This window comes from Pseudomonas sp. SJZ080 (assembly GCF_007828295.1).
Taxonomy (GTDB): Bacteria; Pseudomonadota; Gammaproteobacteria; order Pseudomonadales; family Pseudomonadaceae; genus Aquipseudomonas; species Aquipseudomonas migulae_A.
In genome coordinates this window covers 439456-453746 of sequence record NZ_VIUK01000001.1, presented here as the reverse complement: position 1 = coordinate 453746, position 14291 = coordinate 439456, and the positions used below count along the sequence as shown (strand labels likewise).

The 14291-nt window shown below is 60.8% G+C and carries 14 protein-coding genes; 13 read left to right on the top strand and 1 reads right to left on the bottom strand.

Going from position 1 to position 14291, the window contains the following annotated elements:
- The 6 genes from FBY04_RS02080 to FBY04_RS02055 all read left to right on the top strand — a co-directional run bounded on the left by FBY04_RS02080 (nt 1) and on the right by FBY04_RS02055 (nt 5510).
- On the top strand, nt 1-291 hold the full coding sequence (locus FBY04_RS02080; RefSeq protein WP_145314364.1) for an addiction module antidote protein: 291 nt from the start codon (nt 1-3) through the stop codon (nt 289-291).
- A 99-nt stretch (nt 292-390) separates the two neighbouring features.
- The gene (locus FBY04_RS02075) at nt 391-789 is read left to right on the top strand and encodes a DUF2946 domain-containing protein (RefSeq protein ID WP_145314363.1); all 399 of its coding nucleotides are present in this window, start codon (nt 391-393) and stop codon (nt 787-789) included.
- A 48-nt stretch (nt 790-837) separates the two neighbouring features.
- Complete coding sequence (locus FBY04_RS02070) at nt 838-1317, top strand: copper chaperone PCu(A)C (protein ID WP_145314362.1); 480 nt, start codon at nt 838-840, stop codon at nt 1315-1317.
- A gap of 21 nt (nt 1318-1338) precedes the next feature.
- Nucleotides 1339-1785: a DUF2946 domain-containing protein gene (locus tag FBY04_RS02065; protein WP_145314361.1), complete on the top strand. Its 447-nt coding sequence runs from the start codon at nt 1339-1341 to the stop codon at nt 1783-1785.
- A 102-nt stretch (nt 1786-1887) separates the two neighbouring features.
- Nucleotides 1888-4005: a TonB-dependent copper receptor gene (locus tag FBY04_RS02060; RefSeq protein ID WP_145314360.1), complete on the top strand. Its 2118-nt coding sequence runs from the start codon at nt 1888-1890 to the stop codon at nt 4003-4005.
- A 128-nt stretch (nt 4006-4133) separates the two neighbouring features.
- Nucleotides 4134-5510 (top strand): PepSY domain-containing protein, encoded by a 1377-nt coding sequence (locus tag FBY04_RS02055; protein WP_145314359.1) that lies wholly within the window; start codon nt 4134-4136, stop codon nt 5508-5510.
- A gap of 55 nt (nt 5511-5565) precedes the next feature.
- On the opposite strand, the gene FBY04_RS02050 is transcribed toward FBY04_RS02055, so the two are convergent.
- Complete coding sequence (locus FBY04_RS02050) at nt 5566-5883, bottom strand: hypothetical protein (protein WP_145314358.1); 318 nt, start codon at nt 5881-5883, stop codon at nt 5566-5568.
- Nucleotides 5884-6367: 484 nt separating this feature from the next.
- Here FBY04_RS02050 and FBY04_RS02045 point away from each other — a divergent pair, with 484 nt between their 5' ends.
- The 7 genes from FBY04_RS02045 to urtD all read left to right on the top strand — a co-directional run bounded on the left by FBY04_RS02045 (nt 6368) and on the right by urtD (nt 14272).
- The gene (locus FBY04_RS02045) at nt 6368-7156 is read left to right on the top strand and encodes an ABC transporter ATP-binding protein (RefSeq protein WP_084319232.1); all 789 of its coding nucleotides are present in this window, start codon (nt 6368-6370) and stop codon (nt 7154-7156) included.
- Nucleotides 7153-8100, top strand: coding sequence for an ABC transporter substrate-binding protein (locus FBY04_RS02040; protein WP_145314357.1), 948 nt, complete (start codon nt 7153-7155; stop codon nt 8098-8100). Before FBY04_RS02045 ends, FBY04_RS02040 begins: the two co-directional genes overlap by 4 nt.
- Nucleotides 8097-9107 (top strand): iron ABC transporter permease, encoded by a 1011-nt coding sequence (locus FBY04_RS02035; RefSeq protein ID WP_084319236.1) that lies wholly within the window; start codon nt 8097-8099, stop codon nt 9105-9107. The genes FBY04_RS02040 and FBY04_RS02035 overlap by 4 nt, the downstream gene beginning before the upstream one ends.
- 325 nt (nt 9108-9432) lie before the next feature.
- Nucleotides 9433-10698, top strand: coding sequence for an urea ABC transporter substrate-binding protein (urtA, locus tag FBY04_RS02030; protein ID WP_084319238.1), 1266 nt, complete (start codon nt 9433-9435; stop codon nt 10696-10698).
- A gap of 126 nt (nt 10699-10824) precedes the next feature.
- Nucleotides 10825-12327: an urea ABC transporter permease subunit UrtB gene (urtB, locus tag FBY04_RS02025; RefSeq protein WP_145314356.1), complete on the top strand. Its 1503-nt coding sequence runs from the start codon at nt 10825-10827 to the stop codon at nt 12325-12327.
- Nucleotides 12327-13406, top strand: a complete 1080-nt coding sequence (urtC, locus tag FBY04_RS02020; protein WP_084319242.1) for an urea ABC transporter permease subunit UrtC — start codon at nt 12327-12329, stop codon at nt 13404-13406. The genes urtB and urtC overlap by 1 nt, the downstream gene beginning before the upstream one ends.
- On the top strand, nt 13403-14272 hold the full coding sequence (gene urtD / locus FBY04_RS02015) for an urea ABC transporter ATP-binding protein UrtD (protein ID WP_084319244.1): 870 nt from the start codon (nt 13403-13405) through the stop codon (nt 14270-14272). Before urtC ends, urtD begins: the two co-directional genes overlap by 4 nt.
- Nucleotides 14273-14291 lie beyond the last annotated feature (19 nt).

The window sequence follows — 14291 nt, the reverse complement described above, 5'->3', positions numbered from 1 at the left end:
ATGGCCGAGCAATTCACCCGCTTCGATGCCGCCGAATTTCTCAAATCGCCAGAAGAAATGGCGGCTTATCTGGATGCATGCTTTGAAGAAGATACCGGCGATGGAGTACTGATACGCGCGGCACTCAACGATATAGCCAGAGCACAGGGCATGACACAGGTTGCACGTGATGCAGGCCTTGGTCGTGAAAGCTTGTACAAAGCATTGAGCAGCACTGGCAATCCGGAGTTCGCGACTATCATGAAGGTTATGAAAGCTTTGGGTCTGCGTCTGCATGCCACTGTGATCTGACTGCGCTGCGACACCAAACCGCACGCCGCTTTTTTACTTATCGGCACTGATCAGGCTAAATAGCCGCGCCTGATCGCCCACCCAACCGGATCTGTCCCCATGTCCCGACAACGGCTCGCATTTGCCTGGATAGCCTGCTTCGCAGTGCTGTTCAACATGCTCGCCATGCCGATGACCGGAGCGATGACGCAGACGGCGAAATCGCCCGCCGAGCAGGTGTTGTGGGGTAGTTTCTGTTCGTCCACTGGCACGAAGATGGTGGCGATTTCCCTGGGGACGCTTGAGCAGAAAGCGCCGCAGAACGACGATCATTCCAACATGCAGCATTGCTGGTGCTGCTCCGGCTCAGCGCCGCTGGTGGCGTTGCCCGGGCATGTACCGCCGTTGTACTTCGCGCGTTTCGATGCCAATCGAAGCCTGCCCGCCGACTCTCTCGATACACCTACACCACGCCAGCATTGGCCGAGTCTCAACCCCCGCGCCTCCCCTCTGGTGTGATTCCTTCTCGCAATTGACCTGCGTCTTGAATCGCTCTGGAGAACTGCCATGTTGAACAAACTCATCGTTCTGGCTGCGTTGCTGCTGCCTGCCTGCTTTGCCAATGCCCATGAATACAAGACTGGAGAACTGGAGATCGCTCATCCGTGGTCTCAGGAATTGCCACCGAATGCGCCGACCGTTGCGGCTTATTTCGTGATTCAGAACCACGGTAAAACCGCGGACAAATTGCTCAGCGTCGACTCGCCGATTGCAGGGATCGCCCAGTTGCACGAGCACGTGATGCAGAACGATCTGATGAAAATGCAGCAGGTGCCGAGCGTCGAGATTCCAGGCGGTGGCGACGTCACGTTTGCACCGATGGCGTATCACGTCATGCTGCTGGAACTGAAAGACCGCAGCCTGCTGAGCGACGGCAAGCGTTTCCCGCTGACGATGCATTTCGAGAAATCCGGTGATGTGACCGTCGAGGTCACGGTGCAGAAAAAAGCGCCGGACGGCATGCAAGTGCACGCGCACAACCCGTAATCGCCAGAGCTGAATACGCCCATGCGCGCGCTTAGCGCCAGGTCATCCGCTTCCCGCCGTCAGCCCCTGAGCCTGACCCACGGCAGCTGGATCAGCCTGTTCGCCATGTTGATGATCTTCATCGGCCCGCTGATTTCTCAGTCGATGCCGATGAATCAGCGCGCCTCCGCTCTGATGGAAGCATCCATGAACATGTCGATGGACATGCCGGCAATGGAACACGGCGACCACGGCGCGCAAGCCGCCGCCGAGCATTGCCTGCCCAAGACGTCTCATCACGCTGTCTGGGAAAAGTGCGGCTATTGCAGCCTGCTGTTCAATTGCCCGGCACTGACGGGTGGCCAGTCCTTCATTGCATTCGATACACCCACAGCCACTACCTTCACCACCCCTGCCACTCGCCTGGGCCACGCCCGGCAAACCTTCTTCCCCGGCGCCCGTACCCGCGCACCGCCCATCGTCGCGTAAACACCTCCCCAATTTCACACGGTCCGCAAGACAGGTTCGCTCCCACAGGGAATTGCGAAGGCTGCCGGCCGTGTCGTTTACGACTGTTCGATGGAAATTGTCATGTCCAGGTTTTCTGCTGACACACGCTTGAGCGCCGCCCAAGCTTCTTTTGCCCTGAACGAAACACGCGTTCGTTTCAGGCACGCCACCGCCGTTCTTTGCGGCGCACTGCTGACACCGATGGTGCTGGCCGATGATCACGCCGGCCACAATGAAGAACTGAGCCCGACGGTGATCACCGCCATCGCACCGAGTTCACCGCTGACCATCGTCACCAACCCCAAAGACCCACGCCAACCGGTTCCGGCCAGCGACGGTGGTGACTACTTGAAGACCATCCCCGGCTTCGCCCTGGTGCGCAATGGCGGCACCAACGGTGACCCGGTGCTGCGCGGCATGTTCGGCTCGCGCCTGAACATCCTCACCAATGGCGGCCAGATGCTCGGCGCCTGCCCCGGCCGGATGGACGCGCCAACCTCCTACATCTCACCGGAAACCTACGACAAACTCACCGTCATCAAAGGCCCGCAAACCGTACTGTGGGGGCCGGGCGCGTCGGCCGGCACCATCCTGTTCGACCGGGAGCCGGAAAGCTTCGGCGAACTCGGTACCCGAGTGAATGCCAGCGTATTGGCCGGTTCCAACGGCCGCTTCGACAAAGTGGTGGATGCTGCCGCCGGCGGCCCGCTGGGTTACGTGCGAGTGATCGGCAACACCGCGCATTCCGACGACTACCGCGACGGCAACAACGACACCGTGGCATCGCGCTACGACAAGTGGAACGGTGACGTCGCCGTTGGCTGGACCCCGGACGCCGACACGCTTCTGGAACTCACCGCGGGCAAGGGCGACGGCGAAGCCCGTTACGCCGGACGCGGTATGGATGGCGCGCAATTCAAGCGCGAAAGCCTCGGCTTGCGTTTCGAGAAATCCGATATCGGCGACGTGCTCGACAAGGTCGAAGCACAGATCTACTACAACTACGCCGACCACGTGATGGACAACTACACCCTGCGTACCCCGTCCGGCACCGGGATGATGGCTGGACCGATGGCGTCCAGTGTCGATCGTCGAACCCTCGGTGCGCGGATCAAAGGCACCTGGCGCTGGGCCGATGTGCAATTGATCAGCGGCATCGACGCGCAGACCAGCGAACACCGCAAGCGCAGCGCCATGGGCATCGATACCTACAAGGATCTGCCACGCAACAAGGACGCCGACTTCCACAACTACGGCGTTTTCAGCGAACTGACCTGGTACGCCGCCGACCGCGACCGACTGATTACCGGTGCGCGACTGGACCGCGCTTCGGCTAAAGACTTCCGCCAGACCACGGGGTCCGCAATGATGACCCGGCGCAACCCGACTGCCGACGACACTCGCGCCGACACCCTGCCAAGCGGCTTCATCCGTTACGAGCATGATCTGGCCGACAGCCCGACCACGCTGTACGCCGGTCTCGGTCACACCCAGCGTTTTCCGGATTACTGGGAGTTGTTTTCGCCCAACTCCGGGCCCGCCGGTTCGGTGAATGCCTTCGATTCGATCAAGCCCGAGAAAACCACTCAGCTCGACTTCGGCCTGCAGTACAAGACCGAAGACCTCGAAGCCTGGGCCTCGGGTTATGTCGGGCAGGTGCGCGATTACATCCTGTTCAACTACACGCCGGGAATGATGGGCATGACCTCGCAAGCCGAGAACATCGACGCGCGGATCATGGGCGGTGAACTCGGTGCGGCCTACAAGCTGACGTCGAACTGGAAGGCCGATGCGACCCTCGCCTACGCCTGGGGCAAAAACAGCAGCGACGGCAACGCGTTGCCGCAAATGCCGCCGCTGGATGCGCGTTTCGGCCTGACCTACAGCGAAGACAACTGGAGCGCCGGTGCACTGTGGAGAGTGGTCGCCGCGCAAAATCGTATCGATCAGAACAAGGGCAACGTGGTCGGCAAGGACTTCGACAAGACTTCGGGTTTCGGCGTGTTTTCGCTCAACGGTGCGTACCGGATCAACAAGAACTGGAAGGTCAGCAGCGGCGTCGACAACCTGTTCGGCAAGGCGTACGCCGAGCATTTGAACCTGGCCGGCAACGCCGGTTTCGGCTACCCGGCCAATGACCCGCAGGCCATCAAAGAACCGGGGCGCACGCTCTGGACCAAGGTGGACATGAGTTTCTAACAAAAAGTCAAAAGATCGCAGGCTTCGCCAGCTCCTACATTGGCACGCGTAGACCCGTAGGAGCTGTCGAGTAAAACGAGGCTGCGATCTTTTCCAAGACAATTGATTCGCCAAGCGGAGCACAACTGATGAAACAGCCCAAACCGAATTTCTACAACCTGGCCTGGCGCTGGCATTTCTATGCCGGTCTGTTCGTCGCGCCTTTCATGGTGATGCTGGCCCTGACCGGCGTCATTTACCTGTTCAAACCGCAACTCGATCCGCTGATGTACGGCAGCCTGATGAACGTCCCGGCCGGCCACCACAGCGTCCCGGCCGACGACCTGCTCACACGGGTAAAAGAGGCTTATCCACACGCGACGATCAAACAGTATCTGCCGCCGATCAACGCCGAACGCAGCGCGCAGTTTGTCCTGCTCAATGCGGGTAGTGAGTTGAACGTTTTTGTCGATCCGTATCACGGCGATATCCTCGGCGAGCAAGACGCGAAGAAGAATCTGCAAGCCGTTGCCCGCGCGATCCACGGTGAATTGATGATCGGCACGGTCGGTGATCGGCTGGTCGAACTCGCCGCTGGCTGGGGCATTGTGCTCGTGGTTTCCGGGGTGTTCCTGTGGTGGCCGCGAGGTCAGGCCGCCGGCATCTTGTGGCCGCGTTTGAGCAGTCGCGGTCGCGTGCTGTGGCGCGACCTGCACGCCGTCACCGGTTTCTGGGGCGCCGCGTTTCTGTTGGTGATGCTGCTGAGCGGCATGACCTGGACCGGGTTCTGGGGCAAGCAATACGCCGGCGTCTGGAACGTGTTCCCGGACGCCATGTGGAATGACATGCCCAAGTCCGACGTCGAGGCCCGCAGCCTCAACACCGCCACCCGCCAGACCGTGCCTTGGGCGATGGAAAACACACCGATGCCGATGTCCGGCGACCACGCCGAACACATGGCCCACAGTGGTGCGCAAGCCGGCCCTGCGGCGCCGACCATCAGCCTGCAGGACGTGCAGAACATCGCCGAACAGCGCAAGGTCGAGCCGGGTTACAGCATCACGTTCCCGACCACCGCCACCGGCGTATTCACCATCGCAGTATTCGCCGACGACCCGCGCAACGACGCCACCCTGCACGTCGATCAATACACCGGCAACGTCCTCGCCGATGTGCGCTTCGAGCACTACGGCACCGTCGCCCGCGCCACGGAAATCGGCGTGATGCTCCACGAAGGCAAGATGTTCGGCGTGTTCAACCAGATCATCGTGCTACTGATCTGCCTGATGATTCTGCTCAGCGCCGTCAGCGGCGTGGTGATCTGGTGGAAACGTCGGCCACAAGGCAAGTTCGGTGTTCCGCCGTTGCGCCATGACCTGCCGAAATGGAAAACCGGAGTTGCGATCATGCTGGTGCTGGCAGTGGCGTTTCCGTTGGTGGGGGCTTCGTTGGTGGTGGTCTGGTTGCTGGACCGCGTGCTGCTGACACGCCTGAACCGGCAAGCCGAGCCTGATTCAGCGGCTTGAATGAGGACCTGTCTCAGGGTCAGCGTTCCCGCTGGCCCTGTTCAGTTTGATCGATTTAACAGGGCCCAACCTGCAACTCGCCATTGCAGTTGTGGACGTTTGCCAACTCGGCTTTTTCGATATCCCGGGAAAGATTAGGGATGCCTCCGCCGTACCAGTTTTCGCAGGTAAGCGTGATTCGACACTGGCCGTTCTCAAGGTCGACCAGCATCGGTGTAATCTGATCCGGCGCGGCTGCACGGACATAGGCCTTGCAGCTTTTGCTGACCGGATTCTGCTGCCACATGCTGAGGCAGTCTTGCTCTGCCAATAGCGCTGCACCGTTCAAAAAAAGCAAAAAACCGATCGCTCTGGTGACACCTGACACCCGCATGATCAGTCCCCCTTTTACTGTCGACAGGGTTTGAAACTAAAGCTGCCGGGGTTTTCGGTCTACTGTCAGAAGTGATAGTCCACTAGATCGTCTAGCGATTAAAAACCCGTCGACTAGACCAAGCTGAATCCCCCTCATCTTCATCATGAAGCAGGCGAGATGCGCGATTTAGAAGGGTCTGTAGACTTCGGGCGCTTATCGCACGCTCATCTTTAGTGTTACTGTATAACGCAAGCGCGCCGCCCAACCCGCAGTCCCGACCACGGCGGGCTCACGCCGAACTTCACCGCCCTGGAAACGCCCGCCAGTGTCGAAAGCCTGACTGGCGAGCGACATGGCCTAGCGGAACGAGCTGGCGGTTTACATGCGCATAGCCAATACAATGAGGGGCAGCAGTGGATTCTGGGGGAGCTGCGGTCGTTTTTCGTCACAGCTGATTACACCTTTTTATTCAAGGCATCACCGCACAATTCAGAGTTAACGCATGACCTCGCTGAACCTCACAAACCTCGCCTGGACACCCCTGGGCCACGGCCACTGTCATCACCAGTTCCAGCTGCGTGATGCCTCGTTGCACGTGGCCGTCGGTGAATTCGTCGGGTTGATCGGCCCCAACGGCAGCGGCAAGACCAGCCTGCTGCGGTGTGCTTACCGCTTCAGCAAACCGGAGAGCGGTGAGGTAAAACTCGATCACCAAAACGTCTGGAAGCAGTCCTCCCGTTGGTGCGCGCAACGCATTGCCGTGGTGTTGCAGGAATTCCCTGACGCCTTCGGCCTGACCGTCGATGAAGTGGTCGCCATGGGTCGCACACCGCACAAAGGCCTGTTCGACGGCGACACGCAGGAGGACCGGACCCTTGCGACTCGAGCATTGGAATCGGTTGGATTGAAAGGCTTCGAAGACCACGCGTTCGCCACCCTCTCCGGCGGTGAAAAACAGCGGGTTATCCTCGCTCGCGCCCTGGCCCAGCAACCGCAAGTGCTGATCCTCGACGAGCCGACCAACCACCTCGACCCACGCTATCAACTGGAGCTGTTGCAGCTGGTCAAGCGCCTGAAGATCGGCACACTGGCCAGCATCCACGACCTCAATCTCGCCGCCGCTTTCTGCGACCGGCTGTACGTGATCAATCACGGCCGCATCGTTGCCAGCGGCACACCGAAAGAAGTCCTGACCGCCCCGCTGCTGCGTGATGTGTTCGGCGTCGAAGCGCTGATCGATGAACACCCTCTGCACGGCTACCCACGAATCACCTGGATAACCCAACCATGACTTTGCGTTCCCTGCTGTGCGTTGCTCTGATGCTGGGCAGTGCCCAAGCGTTTGCCGAGGCGACGAAATATCCGCTGACGATCCAGAGCTGCAACCGCGATGTAACCTTCGCGCAAGCACCAAAACACGCGGTCAGTCACGACATCAACATGACCCAGATGATGCTCGCCCTCGGCCTCAAGCCGAGCATGGCCGGCTACAGCGGCGTCACCGGCTGGAAATCGGTCACGCCCCAGATGCAGACCATCCTCGACGGCCTGCCGGAGCTGGCAGCGAAGTACCCGTCGGTGGAAACCCTGCTCAACGCCAACGTCGATTTCTTCTTTGCCGGTTGGGACTACGGCATGCGCGTGGGCGGTGATCTCACGCCGCAGACGCTGCAGCCGCTGGGCATCAACGTCTACGAGCTGACCGAGTCTTGCGCCTTCGTGATGAAGCGCCCGGCCGCCACGCTGGAGGACACTTACAACGACCTGCGCAACCTCGGCAAAATCTTCGACGTGCAGGATCGTGCCAATGCCTTGATCGCCCGGATGCAGGCGCAAGTTGCAGACGTGCGCAAGGATCTGCCGGCCAACAAACCGCGGGTATTCCTCTATGACAGTGGCGAAGACCGCGCCATGACCTCCGGCCGCCTCGGCATGCCGCAAGCACTGATCGACGCGGCGGGCGGGCGCAATATTCTGGATGACACCGAAGCGAGCTGGACCCGCGTGAATTGGGAAAACGTGGTCGAGCGCAATCCGCAGGTGATCGTGATCGTCGACTACGGCGAGGTCACCGCCGAACAGAAGGAGCAATTCCTGCTCAGCAACAAGGCGCTGCAATCAGTGGACGCGATCAAGAACCAGCGCTTCATTGTGATCCCGTATGTGCAGGCCACACCGGGCATCGATAACGTGCTGGCGGTCGAAACCCTGGCCAAGGGTTTCCACGGCGAATGATCAGTCGTCGCTACGCTTTGTTGCTGATTGCCCTCGGCGCACTGTTGCTGGTGTCGTGCGTGGTGTCGCTGGGCTTTGGTCCGGCGCGAGTGCCGGTGGAGGTGGTGTGGAAGATTGTGCTGCACAAGGCGTTCGGTTTCGGTGACGTGAGCTGGACGGCCGGGCAGGAACATATCGTGTGGTTGATCCGCGTGCCGCGCATGTTGCTCGGCGCGTTGGTGGGCGCTGGCCTGGCGTTGATCGGCGCGGTGCTGCAAGCGGTAACGCGCAATCCGCTGGCCGATCCGCATCTGCTCGGGGTGACGTCCGGCGCGACACTTGGCGCTGTAATCGTGGTGCTGCATATCGGTGAAATCGTCGGCCTGCTGACCTTGCCGATCGCTGCGTTTATCGGCGCGCTGCTGAGCATGCTGATCGTGCTGGTGATCGCCAACCGCAACGGTCGGCTGGACAGTGATCGACTGCTGTTGTGCGGCGTGGCGGTGTCATTCGTGATGATGGCGATCGCTAACCTGTTGCTGTTTCTCGGCGATCACCGTGCCAGTTCGGCGGTGATGTTCTGGATGCTTGGCGGGCTCGGACTGGCACGCTGGGAATTGCTCGCGGTGCCGGCAGCGAGCGTGTTGCTTGGGTTGGTTTTGTTGCTGGGCATGGCGCGACCGTTGAATGCGTTGATGGCGGGTGAACAGACAGCCGTGACCCTCGGGCTCAACGCCCGCACCGTGCGCTTGCGGGTGTTTTTGATTGCGTCGTTGATGACGGGAGTGCTGGTGTCGATCAGTGGGTCGATCGGGTTTGTCGGGTTGATGGTGCCGCACATTGCACGCCGATTGGTCGGGGCGGAGCACCGGCGATTGCTGCCGGTGTGCGTGTTGCTCGGCAGCATCTTCCTGGTCTGGGTCGATGTCGCCGCTCGCACGCTCATTGCTCCCGAAGACCTGCCCATCGGCGTCGCCACCGCTGCCATCGGCGGCTTGTTCTTCATCGGCCTCATGCGCCGCCGCTGACACACAGATCAAAACGGTGGGAGCGGGCTTGCTCGCGAAGAGGGTGTGTCAGACAGCATAAATGGCGACTGACACGCGCTCTTCGCGAGCAAGCCCGCTCCCACCGTTGATCTGTGTTGCCCGCAAGACCTGCGCCCCAATGTGGCGCACCCCTTCGCACCAATTCGCCAGACGCGATCCTTCATGGTGCGCCACCCGAACTTCGCAGCCGCTCTAATACGACATTTCCCTGCCTTTTTCCGACTGGGCACAGCCCTTGCAAAACAGCCTTCAGTAGTCCGCATCTGCCAACCAAGAAAACTCATAAGTTCATGGAGATCGCACAATGAAGCGTCGCAGCTTGATCAAGGCTTTCACACTTTCGGCAAGCATTGCCGCGATGGGCTTGACCTGGACCGTCCAGGCCGCCGAGACCATCAAGGTCGGTATTCTGCATTCGTTGTCCGGCACCATGGCGATCTCTGAAACGTCGCTCAAGGACATGGCGTTGATGACCATCGACGAGATCAACGCCAAGGGCGGTGTGAACGGCAAGCTGCTGGAACCGGTGGTGGTCGACCCGGCGTCGAACTGGCCGCTGTTCGCAGAAAAAGGCCGGCAGTTGCTGACCCAGGACAAGGTCGCCGTGGTATTCGGCTGCTGGACTTCCGTGTCGCGTAAATCGGTATTGCCGGTGTTCGAAGAACTCAACGGCCTGCTGTTCTACCCGGTGCAATATGAAGGCGAAGAGATGTCGCCAAACGTGTTCTACACCGGCGCCGCGCCGAACCAGCAGGCGATCCCGGCCGTGGAATACCTCATGAGCGAAGAAGGCGGCAGCGCCAAGCGCTACTTCCTGCTCGGCACCGACTACGTCTACCCGCGCACCACCAACAAGATCCTGCGTTCGTTCCTGCACTCCAAAGGCGTGGCAGACAAGGACATCGAAGAGGTCTACACCCCGTTCGGCCACAGCGACTATCAAACCATCGTGGCCAACATCAAAAAATTCTCGGCCGGTGGCAAGACAGCGGTCATCTCCACCGTCAACGGCGACTCCAACGTGCCGTTTTATAAAGAGCTGGCCAACCAGGGCCTGAAAGCCACCGATGTGCCGGTCGTGGCGTTCTCGGTCGGCGAAGAAGAATTGCGCGGTATCGACACCAAACCGCTGGTGGGCAACCTCGCGGCGTGGAACTACTTCGAGTCGGTGGAGAACCCGACGAACAAGAAATTCGTCGCCGACTGGAAAGCCTACGCGAAGAAACACAACCTGCCGGGCGCCGACAAAGCGGTGACCAACGACCCGATGGAGGCCACCTACGTCGGCATTCACATGTGGGCGCAAGCGGCCGAAAAAGCCAAATCCACCGACGTCGACAAAGTCCGCGAGGCCCTCGCCGGCCAGACCTTTGCCGCGCCGTCCGGTTACACCTTGACCATGGACAAGACCAACCACCACTTGCACAAACCGGTGATGATCGGCGAGATCCAGGCGGACGGTCAGTTCAACGTGGTATGGCAGACCGAAGGGCCGATCCGTGCCCAGCCGTGGAGCCCGTTCATTCCGGGTAACGACAAGAAGCCGGAGTATGCGGTGAAGAGCAACTAAGCCACTGGCACAACTCCTTTGTAGGAGCCGGCTTGCTGGCGATTGTCATCACGCGGTCTGCCTGATGGACCGCCATCGCCAGCAAGCCGGCTCCTACAGGGTCCGCGCATGACCAGGACATTTAACATGCCCACTGCCCTTTACCGAGTCATCCTCGCCATCGCATTTTTATTGCCGATGGCCGCGCATTCTGGCGACGCCGAAGACTTCGTCGCCGCCAATCCCGTGCAGCAAGCCAAACTTCTGGAAGCCTGGGCCGCGCAGCCCGATCCGGCCCGTATCGAACTGATCAACGCCCTGCAACAAGGCGAGTTGATCGTCGACGGCCAACCCAAAACCCTGCGCCTGAATAATCGCCTGCGGGGTCTGATCGACACCGCACTGGCCAGCCACCAGTTGCTCGCCGCCGACGCCAAAACCCGTCTGGCTGCCGCGCAGCAATTGCAGAAAAGCGCCAAACCGGCGCAGCTGAAATTCCTCGACCGGCAACTGGCGGGCGAACAGGACGAAAGCGCTCATGCAGCGCTGAGCCTGGCCCTGGCCAATCTGCAACTGGTGGACACCGACCCGGCCGTGCGCCTCGCCGCGGTGCGTCTGCTCGGTGAAACCGGCGACCCACTGGCCCGCACCCGCCTCGAAAGCCTGTTGCAATCAGGTGTCGAAGCGGACGCCACCGTGCGCACTGCCGCCGAAACCAGCCTGGCGCAAGTCAAACGCAAACTGTTGATCGGCGAAATGCTCGGCCAGGCCTTCAGCGGCATGTCCCTCGGTTCGATCCTGCTGCTCGCGGCGCTCGGCCTGGCGATCACGTTCGGCCTGCTCGGCGTGATCAACATGGCCCACGGCGAGATGCTGATGCTCGGCGCCTACTCGACGTACGTGGTGCAACTGATGTTCCAGCGCTTCGCCCCGCAGGCCATCGAGTTCTATCCGCTGATCGCATTGCCGGTGGCGTTTTTCGTCACTGCCGCGATCGGCATGGCCCTGGAACGCACGGTGATTCGCCACCTCTACGGCCGTCCGCTGGAAACCCTGCTCGCGACGTGGGGCATCAGCCTGATGCTGATTCAGCTTGTCCGATTGGTGTTCGGCGCGCAGAACGTTGAAGTGGCCAACCCGGCGTGGTTGTCCGGCGGGATCCAAGTGTTGCCAAACCTGGTGCTGCCGTACAACCGCATCGTGATCATCGCCTTCGCTCTGTTTGTGGTGGTGCTGACCTGGCTGCTGCTGAACAAGACACGCCTGGGCCTGAACGTGCGCGCCGTCACTCAGAATCGCAACATGGCCGCCTGCTGCGGCGTGCCGACCGGGCGTGTCGACATGCTTGCCTTCGGTCTCGGCTCGGGCATTGCCGGCCTTGGTGGCGTGGCCCTCAGCCAGATCGGCAACGTCGGCCCCGACCTCGGCCAGAGCTACATCATCGACTCGTTCCTGGTGGTGGTGCTCGGCGGTGTCGGCCAGTTGGCCGGCAGCGTGCTCGCCGCGTTCGGGCTGGGCATCGCCAACAAGATTCTCGAACCGCAGATCGGCGCCGTACTCGGCAAGATCCTGATCCTCGCGCTGATCATTCTGTTCATCCAGAAACGTCCGCAAGGCCTCTTCGCACTGAAAGGACGGGTGATCGACTGATGAACCAGCCCCTGATGCTCACGGCCACGCAAAAGGCCGGCCCCAAAGTCACGATCGCCGTCGGTGCGGTGATCCTTGTTCTGTTGCTGGCGTTGCCGTTGCTGTCACTGTTGTCGCCAGACAGTGCGTTGCACGTGTCGGCCTACACGTTGACGCTGGTGGGCAAGATTCTTTGTTACGCCATCGTCGCCCTGGCGCTGGATCTGGTCTGGGGTTACGCCGGCCTGCTGTCGCTTGGTCACGGATTATTCTTCGCCCTGGGCGGCTACGCCATGGGCATGTACCTGATGCGCCAGGCCTCGGGAGATGGTTTGCCAGCATTCATGACGTTCCTGTCGTGGACCGAATTGCCGTGGTACTGGACCGGCACCAGCAGTTTCCTCTGGTCGATGTGTCTGGTGGTATTGGCGCCAGGTTTGCTGGCGCTGGTGTTCGGGTTCTTTGCCTTCCGCTCGCGGATCAAAGGCGTGTATTTCTCGATCATGACCCAGGCCCTGACGTTCGCTGGAATGCTGTTGTTCTTCCGCAACGAAACCGGGTTCGGTGGCAACAACGGCTTCACCAATTTCCGCACCATTCTCGGCTTTGGCATCACCGAACCGGGCACCCGCGCGGTGCTGTTTTTCGCCACGGTGGTGTTGCTGGTGGCGAGCCTGTTCATCGGCTGGCGACTGGCGCAAAGCAAATTCGGTCGGGTGCTGACCGCCCTGCGCGATGCGGAAAACCGCCTGATGTTCTGCGGTTACGACCCTCGCGGTTTCAAGCTGTTTGTCTGGGTGTTGAGCGCGGTGTTGTGCGGTCTGGCCGGCGCGCTCTATGTGCCGCAGGTCGGCATCATCAACCCGAGTGAAATGTCGCCGACCAACTCCATCGAGGCCGCGGTGTGGGTTGCGCTCGGCGGACGCGGAACGCTGATCGGGCCGCTGCTGGGCGCCGGCGTGGTCAACGGCATGAAGAGCTGGTTCACCGTGGCGTTCCCGGAATACTGGCTGTTCTTCCTTGGCGCGCTGTTCATCGTCGTGACCTTGTACCTGCCCAAAGGTGTGATCGGCCTGCTGAAAAAAAGGGGTGAATCATGAGAGTGACTGCGACGGCTGAATTCATGCTCGAACCGGCGTTTTATCCACCGAATCCGAACAAGGACGCCGGCAGCAGCCGCGACGCCATCGGCCTCGGCCAACGCGTCGGCCCCGGCCTGGATACCCGCCACGGCACCATCCTGACCCTGGAAGACATCAGCGTCAGCTTCGATGGCTTCAAGGCGCTGAACGCGCTGAACCTGTACATCGGCGTCGGCGAATTGCGCTGCATCATTGGCCCCAACGGCGCGGGCAAGACCACGTTGATGGACGTGATCACCGGCAAGACCCGGCCCAGTCACGGCAAGGCCTGGTTCGGCGAAACCCTCGATCTGACGCAGATGAGCGAAGTGCAGATTGCCCAGGCCGGCATCGGCCGCAAGTTCCAGAAGCCGACGGTGTTCGAAGCGCTGAGCGTGTTCGAGAACCTGGAGCTGGCGCAGAAAACCGACAAGTCGGTGTGGGCCAGCCTGCGGGCTCGCTTGAGTGGCGAACAGAAGGATCGCATCAGCGAAGTGCTGGAGACCATCCGTCTGACCACCTCGGTCAATCGCCCGGCCGGCTTGTTGTCCCACGGTCAGAAGCAGTTTCTGGAGATCGGCATGTTGCTGGTGCAAGACCCGCAATTGCTGCTGCTCGACGAGCCGGTGGCGGGCATGACCGACGCCGAAACCGAGTTCACCGCCGAGCTGTTCAAAAGCCTGGCGGGCAAGCATTCGTTGATGGTGGTAGAGCACGACATGGGGTTTGTGGGCTCCATCGCCGACCATGTCACGGTGCTGCATCAGGGCAGCGTGCTGGCCGAAGGATCGCTGGAGCAGGTGCAGGAAAACGAGCGGGTGATCGAGGTGTATCTCGGTCGGTAGGATTGCGAACACAGCCTCC

What these genes read in the sequence shown, in the direction of transcription:
- urtA (WP_084319238.1), top strand. Translation starts at nt 9,433, where the DNA reads ATGAAGCGTCGCAGCTTGATCAAGGCTTTCACACTTTCGGCAAGCATT.
- FBY04_RS02045 (WP_084319232.1), top strand. Translation starts at nt 6,368, where the DNA reads ATGACCTCGCTGAACCTCACAAACCTCGCCTGGACACCCCTGGGCCAC.
- urtD (WP_084319244.1), top strand. Translation starts at nt 13,403, where the DNA reads ATGAGAGTGACTGCGACGGCTGAATTCATGCTCGAACCGGCGTTTTAT.
- FBY04_RS02075 (WP_145314363.1), top strand. Translation starts at nt 391, where the DNA reads ATGTCCCGACAACGGCTCGCATTTGCCTGGATAGCCTGCTTCGCAGTG.
- FBY04_RS02055 (WP_145314359.1), top strand. Translation starts at nt 4,134, where the DNA reads ATGAAACAGCCCAAACCGAATTTCTACAACCTGGCCTGGCGCTGGCAT.
- FBY04_RS02035 (WP_084319236.1), top strand. Translation starts at nt 8,097, where the DNA reads ATGATCAGTCGTCGCTACGCTTTGTTGCTGATTGCCCTCGGCGCACTG.
- urtC (WP_084319242.1), top strand. Translation starts at nt 12,327, where the DNA reads ATGAACCAGCCCCTGATGCTCACGGCCACGCAAAAGGCCGGCCCCAAA.
- FBY04_RS02040 (WP_145314357.1), top strand. Translation starts at nt 7,153, where the DNA reads ATGACTTTGCGTTCCCTGCTGTGCGTTGCTCTGATGCTGGGCAGTGCC.
- FBY04_RS02065 (WP_145314361.1), top strand. Translation starts at nt 1,339, where the DNA reads ATGCGCGCGCTTAGCGCCAGGTCATCCGCTTCCCGCCGTCAGCCCCTG.
- urtB (WP_145314356.1), top strand. Translation starts at nt 10,825, where the DNA reads ATGCCCACTGCCCTTTACCGAGTCATCCTCGCCATCGCATTTTTATTG.
- FBY04_RS02060 (WP_145314360.1), top strand. Translation starts at nt 1,888, where the DNA reads ATGTCCAGGTTTTCTGCTGACACACGCTTGAGCGCCGCCCAAGCTTCT.
- FBY04_RS02050 (WP_145314358.1), bottom strand. Translation starts at nt 5,883, where the DNA reads ATGCGGGTGTCAGGTGTCACCAGAGCGATCGGTTTTTTGCTTTTTTTG.
- FBY04_RS02080 (WP_145314364.1), top strand. Translation starts at nt 1, where the DNA reads ATGGCCGAGCAATTCACCCGCTTCGATGCCGCCGAATTTCTCAAATCG.
- FBY04_RS02070 (WP_145314362.1), top strand. Translation starts at nt 838, where the DNA reads ATGTTGAACAAACTCATCGTTCTGGCTGCGTTGCTGCTGCCTGCCTGC.